Below are 14,595 nucleotides of genomic sequence, written 5' to 3'. Positions count from 1 at the left end.
GGGGCCACACCCTAACCCAGCAGGTCTTTGCTTTGAGCAAGGACGCGGCGGCCCGCCCAGCCGAGGCTGGGCGGGCCGTTGTCGTAGAGCTCTCAGAAGGCCGACTCGTCGAGCTCCATCACGGACAGGTCGACCGCCTCGGCGATGGCGCGCTCGGCCGAGAGCCTCGGCAGCACGTTCGCCGCGAAGAACCTCGCCGCGGCGACCTTGCCCTCGTAGAACGCCTTGTCCTTGCTCGCCGAGGAATTCGGCGCAGCGCCGGCGAGCGCGGTCAGCGCCACCTCCGCCTGGCGCAGCAGCAGCCAGGAGACCACGACCTCGCCGACGCTGAGCAGCAGCCGGCTGGTGTTGAGGGCGACCTTGTAGACGTTCGCGATGTTGCCGGTCTCCGAGGACGGGTCGGCGGAGAGCAGATCGTTGAACATGTGGCCCACGATCGCCTCGACATCGGCGAGCGCCGTCGCGAGCAGGGCGCGCGACTCCTTGAGCTCGCCGGAGGCCTCTGTCTCCAGGAACTTCTTGATCTCGCCGGCCAGGTTGCCGAGCGCGGCGCCCTGGTTCTTGACGATCTTGCGGAAGAAGAAGTCCTGGCCCTGGATCGCGGTGGTGCCCTCGTAGATCGAGTCGATCTTGGCGTCGCGGATGTACTGCTCGACGGGGTACTCCTGCAGGAAGCCGGAGCCGCCGAAGGTCTGCAGCGACTCGGTGCCCAGCAGCGTCCAGGCCCGCTCGGAGCCGAAGCCCTTGACGATCGGCAGTAGCAGGTCGTTCATCGCCACCGCGAGCTTGTCCTCGGTGCCGTCGGCCCGCGCGATCTGGATCCGGTCCTGGAAGGTGGTGGTGTAGAAGACCAGCGCCCGCATTCCCTCGGCGTAGGCCTTCTGCAGCAGCAGCGAGCGGCGTACGTCGGGGTGGCGGGTGATGGTGACCCGCGGCGCGTCCTTGGCCGGGTTGGTCAGGTCGGCGCCCTGCACCCGGGTCTTGGCGAACTCCAGCGCGTTGAGGTAGCCGGTCGAGAGCGTCGCGATGGCCTTGGTGCCCACCATCATGCGGGCGTTCTCGATGACGTCGAACATCTGCCGGATGCCGTCGTGGACCTCGCCGAGCAGCCAGCCCTGGGCGGGCTCGCCGCCGCCGACCTGCGGGTCGCCGAAGGTGACCTCGCAGGTGTTGGAGACCTTGATGCCCATCTTGTGCTCGACGTTGGTCACGTAGACGCCGTTGCGCTCGCCGGTGAGCTCGCCGGTCTGGTGGTCGAAGTGGTGCTTCGGCACCAGGAACAGCGAGAGGCCCTTGGTGCCCGGGCCGCCGACGCCCTCGACGCCGCGCGGCCGCGCCAGCACCAGGTGCATGATGTTCTCCTGCAGGTCGGACTCGGCGCTGGTGATGAAGCGCTTGACGCCCGAGATGTTCCAGGAGCCGTCCTCGTTGGGGGTGGCGTAGGTCTTGCCGGCGCCGACGTCGGAGCCCGCGTCGGGTTCGGTCAGCACCATGGTGGAGCCCCACAGCCGCTCGACCATGATCTCGGCGATGCGCTTGTCGCGGTCGGTGCCGTTCTCCCACACCACGCGGGCGAAGAACGGGCCGCAGCCGTACATCCAGATCGGCGGGTTGGCGCCCAGGATCATCTCGGCCGTCGCCCATACCAGTGAGGGGGGCGCGGCGGTGCCGCCGGCCTCGGCCGGGGCCTGCAGGCTCCAGAAGCCCGAGTCCATCCAGGTGTCGTAGGACTTCTTGAAGGCGGCCGGGACCGGCGCGGTGTGGCTCTGCGGGTCGAAGACCGGCGGGTTGCGATCGGCGTCCTCGAAGGAGGCGGCCAGGTCCTCGCGGGAGATCCGCTCGACCTCGGCCAGGATCTCCCGGGCGGTCTCGGCGTCCAACTCCGCGAACGGGCCGGTGCCCAGGATCTTGTCGAGCCCGTTGAGCTCGAAGAGGTTGAACTCGATGTCGCGCAGGTTGCTCTTGTAGTGGCTCATGTCTCCACCTGTCTGGAGGTCGAAAGGGAAGCGGCATGGTGATGCTACCGGCCGGTAACTTCAAGATTAGATCGCGCTGCCTCGTGGCGCAAGCGAGGGGTGCCGATCGACCTGGACACGCTCGCCGAGATCGCCACGAGCGAGGTCTGGTTCGGTTGACCGCTGAGGCGCGCCAGATACGCCTCACACTCCACGCTTCGTGGTCAGCGGCGCTCGACCAGCGAGTTCTGGGTGACCCGGCCGATCGGCCCGGTGACCGACGACAGCACCGCCGAGCTCATCGCCACGCCGTCGCGGCCGATGGAGGTCTCGGCGGCCAGGCCGACCAGTTCGCCGCTGGGTGGGTCGTAGAGGTGGAGGGTGGTCTCGGTGTTGAGGAAGGTCCACCGGGCGGGGTCGAGCCGGGCGCCGACGCCGTTGGCGACGTCGGAGGTGATCGCGACCCGCTCGAGGTCGGTGATCGCCTCGCCGGCCACGAGTGCGGGGCGTAGCCGGGTCCAGACCTTCGTCGTCTCGCCGTGCCTGATCTCCGTGCTCAACGCCAGCCAGTCGAGGGCCGCCACGAAGCCGCCGCTCCAGGAGGCGAGTGCACCGAGTCCGTCGAACCTCTCGGTAGCCGCCGGCAGCGTCGGCTCGGCATGGTGGACGACCTCTCCGGTGTCGAGGGTGCGCAGCCGCCAGGCCGCCGCCCGCGCCACCGGCCGGCCGTCCTGCCGCATCTCGGCGCTGAGCAACTCGATACGACGACCGGGCCGCTCGACCCGGGCCGTCACCTCGACCTCGTCGAGGAGGATCGCGCCGAGGATCTCGGTGGTGATCCGGGTCAGCCGGGCGTCGGCGCGCGATGCGAGCCGGTCCATGGCACGGGTGAGCAGCCCGATCGGCGGGCCGGCGTGCTGCAAATGGTCGGCCCAGGGGCCGACACAGTGCTCGGTCGGCTTGAACCGCTCGACGCCGTTCTCGACGCCGGCCGGAAGGTAGAGAGCCTCGGTCATATCTGCTCTTTCGGGTGGGCAGGCTGCTTGCGGTCATTGCATCACGTCGTACGACGGTCCCGGACCGCGCTACCTGACGCGATCAGGCCTGGGCGTGGTGCGCGATCCATTCGGTCGTCGGCCGTAGGGCGCGCCAGTCGTCGCGGACGACGTCCAGCAGCTCGGCGGTGTGGATGACCGGCTCGAAACCGATCACTCGACCGAGGGTGAGCGACTTGTGGCGCAGCAGTTCGATGCGCGGGTGGTCCTTGTCGTAGCCGCGCGGTGAGGTCTTCAGCTGCTCGCCGCCGACGTCGTACCCCTTGCGGGCGGCGGCCCGCAGCAGCCTCTCGAGCTCGGCGCCATAGGTGTCATGGACGATCGCCTCCCGAAAGGCGGCCAGCCGTGCCGGCTCGAACCGGTAGCAGCCGCCGCCGGTGCGGATCCCGCGCGGCGAGAGCTCGAGGTAGTAGCCGGTCTGCGGCGCGACCGCGGCGAACGCGCCCTGGTGGGTCTTGTAGGGGACCTTGTCCTTGGAGAACCGCACGTCACGGTAGGGCCGGAAGATCTTCACCGCCCCGAACTCAGGCTCCAGCGCCGCCGCCAGCGCCTTCATCGGCGCCAGCACCGACTCCTGGTAGATGGGCTTGTGGGCCTCCCAGAAGGACTTGGTGTTGTCGACCTCCAGGTCGTCGTAGAAGTCCAGCGCGGTGGCGGGGAAGCCCTCGAAGCTCACGCGCACCATTGTGTCAGTCGGTTACCACGCGTCGCCGGGCCGATCCTCGCAGGTGACCTCGACTGTGAGGTCCGGGACTGCCGAGGGATCGATCCGAAGAATCATCAGGCCACCGTGTTCGTTGTCAGTGACGCGCCCGTCCGACGTGAGTGTGTAGGAGATGCCCTGCCAGCGTTCCCAGCCAAGCGATTCGTAGAACCCGGTGGCGCGCCCGGTCGACAGCATCGCTACGGGCCAGCGCATAGTGATTTCGTCGTGGAGGAGCTCCATCGCCGCGGAGCCAAGTCTTCGGTGCTGTTGCTTGGGTACGACGGCAACTGCCTCGACGTAGCCGATGTTTCGCCAGTCGGGACCGAACTGGATCCGACGCTCGATCACGCTGGCATGCGCGACCAGTTCACCGCCGGTCCACGCCACCACGTGCCAGCCTCCGAACGCATGGTCCGCGTCGTGCTCGCTGAAGCGTGAGCCGAAGGCCTCCGACCACAACTGCTGCAACCTCGCGCGGTCTGCTTCGTCGAGCGCAGAGGACGCGACGACGCCGAAGTCGACCCTGCGGACCGGGTCTCGGGAGTCACCGATCACCGCGGCTGCCGACCGTCTGTTTGATGAACTCCGGGTTGCGGCGAGTGTGGAACAAGCCGACGACGTGAATCTGCTCGTCATCGACGGCATAGACGAGCAGATACGGGAAGGTCCGAAGTAGGACTCGGCGCCAGCCGGGCAGATACTCGGCAATCGCTGTCGGGTGAGCCCACACTTGCTGAACGGCTTGCGCATACGAGTCCGCGAAGCGCATCGGCAAGTCGGCGTCAATCGACCGGTAGTAGTCGACGGCCTCGGTCAGATCGACGCTCAAGACCTCCGGGTGGACCCGGAAGCGCCGACGACTCATCGAGCAATCGCGCGAGCCGTGGCAATCGACTCCTCGAGCGTCAAGCCGATCGAGGGGTCAGCCTTCATCTGGGCGAGGCGCCCTTCGGCGGCCGCTTGCTGTGCCTTGGTCGGGATGACGGCAGAGTAGAGGCCGTCCTCAAGGTGGGCCAGCAGCTCGAGTCGATCATCGGCGCTGAGGGCGTCGACCGAGGCGAGAAGTTCGGGGCTGACCATGGAGCGAGTCTACCTTGACTGCCTAGACTTCGTCGGTCCAGAGACCGGGGAACAGTTCGTGTGCTTCACACAAGAGTTAGGCCGAGTTTCACGTACGTCCAGGTCGTCGTAGAAGTCCAGCGCGGCGGCGGGGAAGCCTTCAAAGGTCACGGTCACATTCTGCCTCTGACTCGTCGAGCAGCGCGCCGGCGAGCACTTCTGCCGACTCGGCGTGGCTGGGACCAGCACTTCTGCCGACTCGGCGGTGCTAGGACCAGCACTTCTGCCGACTCGGCGTGGCTGGGACCAGCACTTCTGCCGACTGGGCGTGGCTAGGACCAGCACTTCTGCCGACTCGGCGTGGAGCGGATGACGAGGCTCGAACTCGCGACATCAACCTTGGGAAGGTTGCGCTCTACCAACTGAGCTACATCCGCAGCGCCCCTGGAGATCGACCCGGGAGTCGAGCCGAGGAGCGAAGAGGATGCTACCTCATCCGGCGCTCACCCCAGCAGCCAGCCGGGAGGGGGCGTCAGGGTGGGGTACTTGGCGGAGATCCCGTCGCCGGACGAGGCGCGCCGCAGCCGCCGGCCCACCCACGGCAGCAGGTGGTTGCGGACCCAGGCGAGGTCCTCGCGGCGCTGCTGTCGCGGCGTCTTGACGATGTCCGGGATGGGCAGCGGCCGCAGGTCGTGCGGCACGCCCAGCGTGTCCAGGACGTTGATCGCCACGCCCTGGTGGCCGATCGGGTTGAGGTGGAGCCGGTCCTCGTCCCAGACCCGCAGGTCACGGCCGTCCTTGAGCCGCCAGTTGTCGACGAGCACGATCCCCTCGTGCCGGGAGATCAGGTCGCGCAGCAGTTCGTTGTAGACCGCGACCCGGCCCCGGATGGCGCCGAAGACGCCCGAGGAGCCGCCGTCGCCGTGGGTGAACAGCGCGACGGTGGTGCCGCCGGCCAGCAGCCGGGATACCGCCACGTCCAGCGCGTCGATGAGGGCGTCGATGTCGACCTTGGGCCGGATCAGGTCGTTGCCGCCGGCGTTGAGCGTGACCAGGTCGGGCGCCAGCGCCAGCGCCGGCTCGATCTGCTCGGCGAGGATCGGCAGCATCTTGCGGCCCCGGACCGCCAGGTTGGCGTACTGGAAGTCGGGGCTGTGCGTCGCCAGCACCTCGGCCACCCGGTCGGCCCAGCCACGCACGCCGTTGGGTCGGCTCGGGTCGGGGTCGCCGACCCCCTCGGTGAAGGAGTCCCCGATCGCGACGTACCTCTGGAAAGTCACGATCGGCATTGTGCTCCGGTGCCGGAGGTCACCGCTGGGTAGGGTGCGGTCATGCTGCTGAGCGACAGGGACATCCTTGCGGAGATCGGGGCGGGCCGGATCGCGATGGACCCGTGGGACGAGGCGATGATCCAGCCGTCGAGCATCGACGTCCGGCTCGACCGGTTCTTCCGGGTCTTCGACAACCACAAGTACGCCGCCATCGACCCGGCCGCCGACCAGTCCGACCTGACCCACGAGGTGGAGACGGTCGGCGAGGAGCCGTTCATCCTGCACCCCGGCGAGTTCGTGCTCGGCTCCACCTACGAGTCGGTGACGCTGCCCGGCGACATCGCCGCCCGGGTCGAGGGCAAGTCGAGCCTGGGCCGGCTCGGGCTGCTGACCCATGCCACCGCGGGCTTCGTCGACCCGGGCTTCTCCGGGCACGTCACCCTCGAGCTCGCCAACGTCGCGACGCTGCCGATCCTGCTCTACCCGGGCATGAAGATCGGGCAGTTCTGCTTCTTCCGGCTCACCTCGCCGAGCGAGCACCCCTACGGCTCGGAGAAGTACGGCAGCCGCTACCAGGGCCAGCGTGGCCCGACGCCCTCACGCAGCTTCCAGAGCTTCCACCGCACCTCGATCTGAGAGCGCCTGCGCCCGGCGTCGGCGCCAGCGGGTGTCGAAGGCCAGCCCGGCCCAGAGCAGCAGCAACGCGACGATGCCGTCGAACCACCAGTGGTGGCCGGTAGCGGCGACGACGTACATGGTGATCGGCAGGTGGAGCACCACCAGCCAGCGGAGCGGGTTGCGGGTGACGCAGAAGAACCCCAGTCCCACCACGGCGGCCCAGGCGACGTGGATCGACGGCATCGCGGCGTACTGGTCGGAGATGCCGACGCCCGGGTCGCCGTAGATCTGGAAGCCGAGCCGGTCGGAGAGGTTGACGAAGCCGAGTTCGGGGACGAACCGCGGCGGCGCCACCCTGATGAACCGGATCAGCAGGCAGCCGAGGGTGACGTAGACCAGGCCGTTGCGCCAGTGCGGGTACTTGTCCCGGTGGAAGATCCACAGCCAGATCAGGAACACGATCAGCGCCGGCACGTGCACCGTGGCGTAGTAGGCGTTGACGAAGCGGGCCAGCCACTCGTGCTGAATCGCGAAGTGCTGTAGCCCGATCTCGCTGGGCAGATGCAGCCAGTCCTGCAGGTGAGCGATCTCCCGGCCGCGCTCGACGGCGCCGGCCTCGTGGGTGAAGGGCAGTTGCCGGGCGATCCGCCAGATCGCGTAGAGGCCCGAGATGAGCGCGAACTCCTTGAACGCCGCGGCCAGCGTGAGGGTGACCGGGTGCCGCGGCAGTCGTCGTACGACGACCCAGGCCGCCAGGGAGAGCGCGCAGGCGATCGCTGCTTCGTCCCAGGTCGGCCACGGCACCGGATCAGTGTGCGGCATCGGCCGGACTTGACAAGACCGGGGTGGTTTATGATTAGGCTTGCCTAACCAAAGTAAGGCTAACCTGAAAGGGCCCTCGTGCTCGCTCCCCGATCGCTTCGCGTCATCCTCGCCGGTGCCCTCACCGCCCTCGCCCTCGCCGGCTGCGGCTCCAGCGAATCCGAGGAGGCCAGTGAGTCCGCCGACTCGACGGTCTCCGCGAGCAGCGGCGACAGCGCAGCCGACGCGGCGTTCCCGGTGACCATCGAGCACGCCTTCGGCGAGACCACCATCGAGAAGTTGCCTGAGCGCGTCGCCACCGTCGCCTGGGCCAACCACGAGGTGCCGCTCTCCCTGGGCATCGTGCCGGTCGGCATGACCAAGGTGACCTGGGGCGACGATGACGACAACGGCGTGCTGCCCTGGGTCGAGGACAAGCTGACGGAGCTCGGCGCCGACACCCCGGCGCTGTTCGACGAGACCGACGGCATCCCCTTCGAGCAGGTCGCCGACACCAAGCCCGACGTCATCCTGGCCGCCTACTCCGGGCTGACCCAGGAGGACTACGACACCCTCAGCAAGATCGCGCCGGTCATCGCCCAGCCCGGTGTCGCGTGGGGCACGTCGATGGACGACATGATCCGGATGGACAGCGAGGCACTCGGCCTCACGACCGAGGGCGAGGAGCTGGTCGCCTCGCTCGAGGAGAAGATCGACGCCACCATCGCGAAGTACCCCGCGCTGAGCGGCAAGAAGATCCTCTTCACCTATCTCGACCCCAAGGACCTCAGCCAGGTCGGCTTCTACACGCTGCACGACACCCGGCCCGGCTTCCTCGCCGAGCACGGCTTCCCGATGCCGGCGATCGTCGAGGAGAAGTCCGCCGAGACCGAGGAGTTCTACACCACCGTCAGCGCCGAGAACGCCGAGGCGTTCGACGACGTCGACGTCTTCGTCACCTATGGCAACCCCGACGGCTCCTCCATCGTCGAGGCCGCCCAGTCCGATCCGCTGCTTTCCAAGATCCCGGCGGTCGCCAAGGGCGCCATCGCGGTGCTCCCGGACTCCACCCCGCTCTCCGCCTCGGCCAACCCCTCGCCGCTCTCCATCGACTGGGCGCTCGACGACTACTTGGCGCTGATCGACGCCGCCGCCTCGAAGAGTCAGTGAGCAGCACCCTTGATCTCGGGAGGCCGCCGCGCGACGACGCCACACGGCGCGCTGCGGCCTCCCGGTCCCTCCGCTCCCAGGCGGGCTGGCTGACAGCGGCCCTGGCGGTGACCGTCGTCGCTGCCTTGGCCTCGATCGCGCTCGGGGTCCGGTTCGTCGGCCCGCAGGACCTGGTCGACGGGCTGCGCGGTCACGACGACACCATCGCCAGCGCCGCCGTGGTGAAGCGGATCCCGCGCACCCTGCTGGCGCTGCTGGTCGGCGCCGCCCTCGGTCTGGCCGGCGCCGTGATGCAGGGCGTCACCCGCAACCCGCTCGCCGATCCGGGCCTGCTCGGCGTCACCTCCGGCGCCGCCCTGGCCGTGGTGACCGGCATGGTCTTCTTCGGGCTGGCCGCGCCGTCGTCCTACATCTGGGTCGCGATCGCCGGCTCCGCGATCGCCGCCGTCTTCGTCTACGCCGTCGGCTCGCTCGGCCGCGGTGGCGCGACCCCGCTGAAGCTGGCGCTGGCCGGCGCCGCCACGTCCGCCGCCTTCACCTCGCTGATCAGCGCGCTGCTGCTGCCCCGGATCGACGTCATGGACAAGTTCAGGTTCTGGCAGATCGGCGGCGTCGGCGGCGCCTCCTACGACAGCCTCTCGTTGGCGCTGCCGTTCCTGGTCCTCGGCGCGCTCGTCTGCCTGGGCTGCGCCCGCGGACTCAACTCGCTCGCGCTCGGCGACGACGTCGCCGCGGGCCTGGGCGAGCGGGTGGCCGTCACCAGGCTCGCCGCCGCCGTCGGCGCGGTGATGCTGTGCGGCGCCGCGACGGCCGTCGCCGGGCCGATCGCCTTCGTCGGCCTGGTGGTCCCGCACCTGTGCCGACTGCTGATCGGTGTCGACCACCGCTGGCTGCTGCCCACCTCCGCCGTCGCCGGTGCCGCGCTGCTGACCGCCTCCGACGTGGTCGGCCGGCTGGTCGCCCGGCCCTCGGAAGTGGATGTCGGCATCGTGACCGCCTTCGTCGGGGCGCCGTTCTTCATCTGGATCGTGCGCCGGACCAGGGTGCGGGCGCTGTGAGCGAGCTTGCGAGCGAGCTGATCGCGGCGCGGATCGCCTTGGACCGGATCGCCTCGGGCCGTCGCCGCCGGCTGCTGCGGCGTCGTAGCGTGCTGGCCGTCCTCGTGGTCCTGCTGGTGGCGGCGTACGCCGTGAGCCTGATGTACGGCGAGACCTTCTACACCCCCGGCCAGGTGGTCCGGGTGATCCTCGGCGAACAGGTGTCCGGGGCCTCGTTCACGGTCGGCGACCTGCGGCTGCCGCGGGCCTCGCTGGGGGTGCTGACGGGCGTGGCCTTCGGGATGGCCGGCGTGACCTTCCAGACCATGCTGCGCAACCCGCTGGCCTCGCCGGACATCATCGGCATCAGCTCCGGTGCCAGCGCCGCCGCCGTCTTCGCGATCGTGATGCTCTCGCTGAGCGCGGCGATGACGTCGCTGCTGGCGATCCTCGCCGCGCTGGCGACCGCGCTGCTGATCTACCTGCTCGCCTACCAGGACGGCGTCGTCGGCACCCGGCTGATCCTGATCGGCATCGGCATCGCCGCCATCCTCGACAGCTTCGTCTCCTATGTGATCGTCAAGGCCGCCCAGTGGGACCTCCAGATCGCGATGCGGTGGCTGACCGGCAGCCTCAACGGGGCGAGCTGGTCCGCCGTCGTACCGCTCGCGCTGGCGGTGGTCGTGCTGGTCCCGACGCTGCTCTCCCAGGCCCGCGACCTGGACCTGCTGCAGTTCGGCGACGACACCGCCGCCGCTGTCGGCGTCCCGGTGGAGCGGACCCGGCTGGTCGTCATCGTCGCGGCCGTCGCGCTGCTCGCCTTCGCCACCGCCGCGTCCGGGCCGATCGCGTTCGTGGCCTTCCTCTCCGGTCCGATCGCCGCCCGGCTGGTCGGCCCGGGCGGGTCGCTGCTGCTGCCCTCGGCCCTGGTCGGCGCGCTGCTGGTGCTGGTCGCCGACTTCGTCGGACAGTTCGCTTTCGGCACCCGCTATCCCGTCGGCGTCGTCACCGGGGTGCTCGGGGCGCCGTACCTGGTCTATCTGCTCGTTCGCACCAACCGCGCCGGAGGTGGCCTGTGACGCTCGACCACGACCTCACCGTCGAGGGGGCCACGCTCCGCTACGGCGAGCGCACCGTCGTCGCCGACCTCTCGCTCACCGTGCCGCCGGGCGCCGTGAGCGTCATCGTCGGCGCGAACGCGTGCGGCAAGTCGACGCTGCTGCGCGCGATGGCGCGGCTGCTCGCGCCGGCCGCCGGGCGGGTCGTGCTCGACGGCGCCGACATCCACCGGATGCCGACCAGGCAGGTCGCCCGCACCCTGGGGCTGCTGCCGCAGTCGCCCATCGCGCCCGAGGGGATCGTGGTCGCCGACCTGGTCGGCCGCGGCCGCCATCCCTACCAGGGCATGTTGTCGCGCTGGTCCCGGGAGGACGACCAGGCCGTCGCTGCCGCGCTGGCGGCGACCGGCACCGCCGAGGTGGCCGATCGGGCCGTCGACGAGCTGTCCGGCGGCCAGCGGCAGCGGGTCTGGATCGCGATGGCGCTCGCCCAGCAGACCGACATCCTGCTGCTCGACGAGCCGACCACCTTCCTCGACGTCTCCCACCAGGTCGAGGTGCTCGACCTGCTCACCGACCTCAACCGCAGCCGCGGGACCACCGTCGTGATGGTGCTGCACGACCTCAACCTCGCGGCGCGGTACGCCGACCACCTGGTCGCGCTCCGGGACGGCGCCATCGTCGCCGCCGGCCCGCCCACCGAGGTCGTCACCGAATCCCTGGTGTCGGAGGTCTTCGGGATGCCGTGCCGCGTCATCCCCGACCCCGTCTCGGCTACCCCGCTGGTCGTCCCGCTGGGCCGCCACCATGTGAAGGAGCTCCTGTGAGTGCCATCCTGACCGCCTGCACGGTCGTCTCCGTCGAGCGGCTCTCGCCGTCGTTCACCCGGGTCACGCTGACCTCGCCCGAGCTCGCCGACTTCGGCGTCGACGGGCAGCCGCTCTACGACCAGCGGATCAAGCTGATCTTCCCCGGCCCCGCCGGGCTGCCCTCGCTCGACGCCGACAGCTGGTGGACCGAACTCGCCGCGCTGCCGGCGGACCAGCGCGCTCCGGTGCGCACCTACACGGTGCGTGAGCACGCCGGTACGACGCTGGTGGTGGACTTCGTGATCCACCCCGGCGCCCACGGACCCGGCTCCGACTGGGCCGCCGGCTGCTCGGCCGGGGACCGGATCCTGGTGGTCGGGCCGCGCCGCGGCACGCCGCTCGGTGGCATCGAGTTCGTGCCCGGCGACGCCACCCGGCTGCTGCTGGCCGGCGACGAGACCGCCGTCCCGGCGATGGCGGCGATCCTCTCGCAGCTGCCCGCCGACGCCGTCGGCGCGGCCTTCCTCGAGGTGCCGGTCGTGGCCGACGTACAGACTCTCGTCGCACCCGCCGGCATGACCGTCACCTGGCTGCCCCGCGACGGCGCCCCACTCGGCAAGCTGCTCCACGAGGAGGTGCTGGCCCACGTCGGCGCGGCGCCGGTGGTCGTCGAGGTCGCCGACCTCGAGGTGGACCCCGACCTGTGGGAGACGCCCACCTACTCCTCCTCCGGCGAGGAGGTCACCGAGCCCACCTCGCACGCCGACCGCTACGTCTGGATCGCCGGCGAGTCCAAGGTCGTCACCGGCCTGCGCCGGGCGCTGGTCAACGAGGTCGGCCTCGATCGCGGCCAGGTCGCCTTCATGGGCTACTGGCGCGAGGGCGTCGCGATGCGCGGCTGATCACGGCTCCGACAGCATCAGATCCACCCGCTCCACCTGTCCGGCGGCGTCGAGGAAGAGCGTGACGACGAAGTTCGACACGCAGCTCACCATCGGGCCGGTGGGTTGGATCGCCACCGCTCGGGCCGGATTCGGGTGATAGGACTCGGGCCAGGCCATGCAGTTGGGCGCCTTCGTTGGCGGAGTGGTGATGCTGAGGCCGAACGCGGATGCCCGCTGGTCGTGGGGGATCGCGCTCAACGAGGAGAACGGACAGGTCCGGGCAGCGTAGCTGCCGGACGCTGGGCATCCGCGCCAGTTCGCGGCCACACCGGCGGTGGCTCGGTCGAGCGAGCCGACCTCCTCGCCACCGATAGTGAGGCTCACCCGTGGCGCCCAGCGCGGCGCTTGGCCGCCACCGTCCGCGAAGGAGATGAACGCCCTCGCCGTGTCGGCAAGCGTGGCAGGTACGTCGTCCGCGACGACCGGATCGGTGCAGCCCAGCACCAGTCGCACTGTGACCCCACGCGGTCGCAACCCGGCGGCCGGACGCTGGGAGGTGACGTATTCGCCGCGGCTGCACGGCCGGGCCGGCGAGGTGTCGACGGAGGTGGTCTCGACGCTGAAGCCTGCGCCGCGCAGCCGTTCCTCGGCCTGGTCCGTCGGCAGGCCGAGGACGTTGGGCACCTCGAAGGTCTGCGGCGTCGGCGCCCGGCTCGTGCCCGGTGTCGCGGAGGCTGTCGGTGGCGACCACGACGGGCTGTCGGTGGCGATCGAGGAAGTCCTGGAGCCGTCGTCGCGGCCGTGCCAGAGCGCCACGCCGGCGACCAGGCCGACCAGGGCGGCGGCCGCCGCGACCGGGACGAGCGGCGGGCGTCGTACCGGCGTGGGGATCGGCGTGGGGGACACCTCGATGGTGTCGGCGGCGGCCGCGAGCAGTTCGCGGGCCTCGTGGTCAGTGAGCGTCATCGGGGCTCCTCAGATCGGCGGCGAGCGCGGCCAGACCGCGGGCGGCGCGGCTCTTCACGGTGCCGGGCGCGATCCGGAGGATGTCGGCGATCTCGCGCTCGGACAGGTCGGCGTAGTAGCGCAGCACCAGCACCTCGCGCTGCGCCCGGTCCATCGTCGCCAGCACCCGCCGTACCGCCAGGCCGGTGCTCAGGTCGGGCTCGTGGCCGGAGTCGGGCAGCGTCTCGGTGGGCAGCTCGCCGTGCCAGCGGCGGGCTCGGGCGTCGGTGAGCGTGTTGACGAGGACGCGATGGACGTAGGCCTCGGGCCGGTCGGCGCGCTGCACCCGCCGCCAGTGGCGGTAGCACTTCAGCAGCGCCGTCTGGACGATGTCCTCCGCGTCGGGTCTTGGGCAGCCGAGCAGTACGACGGTGCGCACGAGCGCCGTACGCCGCGCCGCGACGTAGTCGCTGAACTCCATCCGCCCTCCTTCACCTGCTTGGACAGCCTGGCGGGCCGGTTGGTTCCGAAAACATTGGGGTCGATCCCTGATGTCAGGCGCCTCGACGGGCCCCTACCGTGCCAGCGATCTACATCCTCCTGGAAGGCTGGACCATGCGCCCCAAGCTCAGCACCGTGATCGCCCTGATCGCCGTCATCGTGCTCACGTCCGTCGGCACCGCCACCGCCGCCGGCGTGATCAACGGCAAGAACATCAAGAAGAACTCCATCCCGCTCAGCGCTCTCAACAAGAACGCCATCGCAGCGCTCCGAGGTGCGACGGGCCCCGCCGGGCCTGCTGGCGCTCAGGGTCCTGCCGGTGCCGCCGGCTCGGTCAACCGCTATTGGGCGGCCATCGACGAGAACGGCAGTGTGGTGAAGCAGTCCGGCGGCATTACGGCCAGCCATGTCACCAATGGCAGTCAGTCAGCCAAGACCCGGGTGACCTTCCCCGCAGACCTCTCCGACTGCTTCTGGGGCGCCACGACCTCCGACGCGGTGAACCCTCTCGGTGGCAGCGAGATGACGATCCCGCGGTTGATCGGCGTCGGCAGGTCGTCGCTGGGAGGCAACGTCCTCGAGGTGACGATGACGGACCCCAACCTGACCCTCGTCTGGGATGCCTTCGAGATCGTCGCCATCTGCTGACCAGTTGAGTAGTGCGGTGGATCCGAGTCACTATCCGGCACGGATCCACCGCACTAGCCGTCTTCCACAGGGTTGATC

Annotated in this window: 17 protein-coding genes and 1 tRNA gene; 7 read left to right on the top strand and 11 right to left on the bottom strand. The window is 70.0% G+C overall.

What is annotated here, in order from left to right; translation table 11 throughout:
• Positions 1–92: 92 nt before the first annotated feature.
• From QM595_RS05645 to QM595_RS05610, 8 genes are all read right to left on the bottom strand, one after another.
• Complete coding sequence (locus tag QM595_RS05645; protein WP_415170554.1) at positions 93–1,976, bottom strand: acyl-CoA dehydrogenase; 1,884 nt, start codon at positions 1,974–1,976, stop codon at positions 93–95.
• Between the two features lie 203 nt (positions 1,977–2,179).
• Entirely contained in the window at positions 2,180–2,971 is a 792-nt protein-coding gene (locus QM595_RS05640; protein ID WP_415170553.1) for a thioesterase family protein, read from the bottom strand.
• Between the two features lie 82 nt (positions 2,972–3,053).
• A complete protein-coding gene (locus tag QM595_RS05635; RefSeq protein WP_415170552.1) occupies positions 3,054–3,695 on the bottom strand; it encodes a DUF2461 domain-containing protein in 642 nt (213 codons plus the stop codon).
• Between the two features lie 12 nt (positions 3,696–3,707).
• Positions 3,708–4,271 (bottom strand): GNAT family N-acetyltransferase, encoded by a 564-nt coding sequence (locus tag QM595_RS05630; protein WP_415170551.1) that lies wholly within the window; start codon positions 4,269–4,271, stop codon positions 3,708–3,710.
• Positions 4,261–4,545 (bottom strand): type II toxin-antitoxin system RelE/ParE family toxin, encoded by a 285-nt coding sequence (locus QM595_RS05625; RefSeq protein ID WP_415170550.1) that lies wholly within the window; start codon positions 4,543–4,545, stop codon positions 4,261–4,263. Before QM595_RS05625 ends, QM595_RS05630 begins: the two co-directional genes overlap by 11 nt.
• Positions 4,546–4,577: 32 nt before the next feature.
• Positions 4,578–4,796: a hypothetical protein gene (locus QM595_RS05620; RefSeq protein WP_415170549.1), complete on the bottom strand. Its 219-nt coding sequence runs from the start codon at positions 4,794–4,796 to the stop codon at positions 4,578–4,580.
• A gap of 340 nt (positions 4,797–5,136) precedes the next feature.
• Positions 5,137–5,212 (bottom strand) — tRNA-Gly (locus tag QM595_RS05615).
• A gap of 66 nt (positions 5,213–5,278) precedes the next feature.
• Positions 5,279–6,055, bottom strand: coding sequence for an SGNH/GDSL hydrolase family protein (locus QM595_RS05610; protein WP_415170548.1), 777 nt, complete (start codon positions 6,053–6,055; stop codon positions 5,279–5,281).
• A 51-nt stretch (positions 6,056–6,106) separates the two neighbouring features.
• Between QM595_RS05610 and dcd the strand changes: the two genes are divergently transcribed.
• Complete coding sequence (gene dcd / locus QM595_RS05605) at positions 6,107–6,682, top strand: dCTP deaminase (RefSeq protein ID WP_415170547.1); 576 nt, start codon at positions 6,107–6,109, stop codon at positions 6,680–6,682.
• Here the strand turns inward: dcd and QM595_RS05600 are convergent.
• The gene (locus QM595_RS05600; protein WP_415170546.1) at positions 6,644–7,486 is read right to left on the bottom strand and encodes a phosphatase PAP2 family protein; all 843 of its coding nucleotides are present in this window, start codon (positions 7,484–7,486) and stop codon (positions 6,644–6,646) included. The genes dcd and QM595_RS05600 overlap by 39 nt on opposite strands.
• Before the next feature lie 78 nt (positions 7,487–7,564).
• On the opposite strand from QM595_RS05600, the gene QM595_RS05595 reads away from it, so the two are divergent.
• Genes QM595_RS05595 through QM595_RS05575 form a run of 5 tightly spaced genes read left to right on the top strand, consistent with a single transcriptional unit; the run spans position 7,565 to position 12,441 of the window.
• Positions 7,565–8,635 carry an iron-siderophore ABC transporter substrate-binding protein gene (locus tag QM595_RS05595; protein ID WP_415170545.1) on the top strand — a complete coding sequence of 357 codons (1,071 nt, stop codon included), beginning with the start codon at positions 7,565–7,567 and terminating at the stop codon, positions 8,633–8,635.
• Complete coding sequence (locus QM595_RS05590; protein ID WP_415170544.1) at positions 8,632–9,693, top strand: FecCD family ABC transporter permease; 1,062 nt, start codon at positions 8,632–8,634, stop codon at positions 9,691–9,693. Before QM595_RS05595 ends, QM595_RS05590 begins: the two co-directional genes overlap by 4 nt.
• Positions 9,690–10,751, top strand: a complete 1,062-nt coding sequence (locus QM595_RS05585; RefSeq protein ID WP_415170543.1) for a FecCD family ABC transporter permease — start codon at positions 9,690–9,692, stop codon at positions 10,749–10,751. The genes QM595_RS05590 and QM595_RS05585 overlap by 4 nt, the downstream gene beginning before the upstream one ends.
• Positions 10,748–11,557 (top strand): ABC transporter ATP-binding protein, encoded by an 810-nt coding sequence (locus QM595_RS05580; protein WP_415170542.1) that lies wholly within the window; start codon positions 10,748–10,750, stop codon positions 11,555–11,557. The genes QM595_RS05585 and QM595_RS05580 overlap by 4 nt, the downstream gene beginning before the upstream one ends.
• Complete coding sequence (locus QM595_RS05575; protein ID WP_415170541.1) at positions 11,554–12,441, top strand: siderophore-interacting protein; 888 nt, start codon at positions 11,554–11,556, stop codon at positions 12,439–12,441. Before QM595_RS05580 ends, QM595_RS05575 begins: the two co-directional genes overlap by 4 nt.
• On the opposite strand, the gene QM595_RS05570 is transcribed toward QM595_RS05575, so the two are convergent.
• Together QM595_RS05570 and QM595_RS05565 are read right to left on the bottom strand one after the other, a co-directional pair.
• A complete protein-coding gene (locus tag QM595_RS05570; RefSeq protein ID WP_415170540.1) occupies positions 12,442–13,389 on the bottom strand; it encodes a PASTA domain-containing protein in 948 nt (315 codons plus the stop codon).
• Entirely contained in the window at positions 13,376–13,849 is a 474-nt protein-coding gene (locus tag QM595_RS05565) for a SigE family RNA polymerase sigma factor (RefSeq protein ID WP_415170539.1), read from the bottom strand. The genes QM595_RS05570 and QM595_RS05565 overlap by 14 nt, the downstream gene beginning before the upstream one ends.
• 134 nt (positions 13,850–13,983) lie before the next feature.
• Here QM595_RS05565 and QM595_RS05560 point away from each other — a divergent pair, with 134 nt between their 5' ends.
• Positions 13,984–14,517: a hypothetical protein gene (locus tag QM595_RS05560; RefSeq protein WP_415170538.1), complete on the top strand. Its 534-nt coding sequence runs from the start codon at positions 13,984–13,986 to the stop codon at positions 14,515–14,517.
• Positions 14,518–14,595: the final 78 nt, after the last annotated feature.

This window comes from Nocardioides sp. (genome assembly GCF_047607185.1).
GTDB lineage: Bacteria > Actinomycetota > Actinomycetes > Propionibacteriales > Nocardioidaceae > Nocardioides.
The sequence above is the reverse complement of the archived record's forward strand: the minus strand, read 5'-3'. Positions and strand labels throughout refer to the sequence as shown.

Bases quoted from the DNA above. Each gene is read 5' to 3' on its own strand.
- QM595_RS05600 (WP_415170546.1), bottom strand. From the start codon at position 7,486: ATGCCGCACACTGATCCGGTGCCGTGGCCGACCTGGGACGAAGCAGCG.
- dcd (WP_415170547.1), top strand. From the start codon at position 6,107: ATGCTGCTGAGCGACAGGGACATCCTTGCGGAGATCGGGGCGGGCCGG.
- QM595_RS05645 (WP_415170554.1), bottom strand. From the start codon at position 1,976: ATGAGCCACTACAAGAGCAACCTGCGCGACATCGAGTTCAACCTCTTC.
- QM595_RS05565 (WP_415170539.1), bottom strand. From the start codon at position 13,849: ATGGAGTTCAGCGACTACGTCGCGGCGCGGCGTACGGCGCTCGTGCGC.
- QM595_RS05620 (WP_415170549.1), bottom strand. From the start codon at position 4,796: ATGGTCAGCCCCGAACTTCTCGCCTCGGTCGACGCCCTCAGCGCCGAT.
- QM595_RS05570 (WP_415170540.1), bottom strand. From the start codon at position 13,389: ATGACGCTCACTGACCACGAGGCCCGCGAACTGCTCGCGGCCGCCGCC.
- QM595_RS05640 (WP_415170553.1), bottom strand. From the start codon at position 2,971: ATGACCGAGGCTCTCTACCTTCCGGCCGGCGTCGAGAACGGCGTCGAG.
- QM595_RS05560 (WP_415170538.1), top strand. From the start codon at position 13,984: ATGCGCCCCAAGCTCAGCACCGTGATCGCCCTGATCGCCGTCATCGTG.
- QM595_RS05635 (WP_415170552.1), bottom strand. From the start codon at position 3,695: ATGGTGCGCGTGAGCTTCGAGGGCTTCCCCGCCACCGCGCTGGACTTC.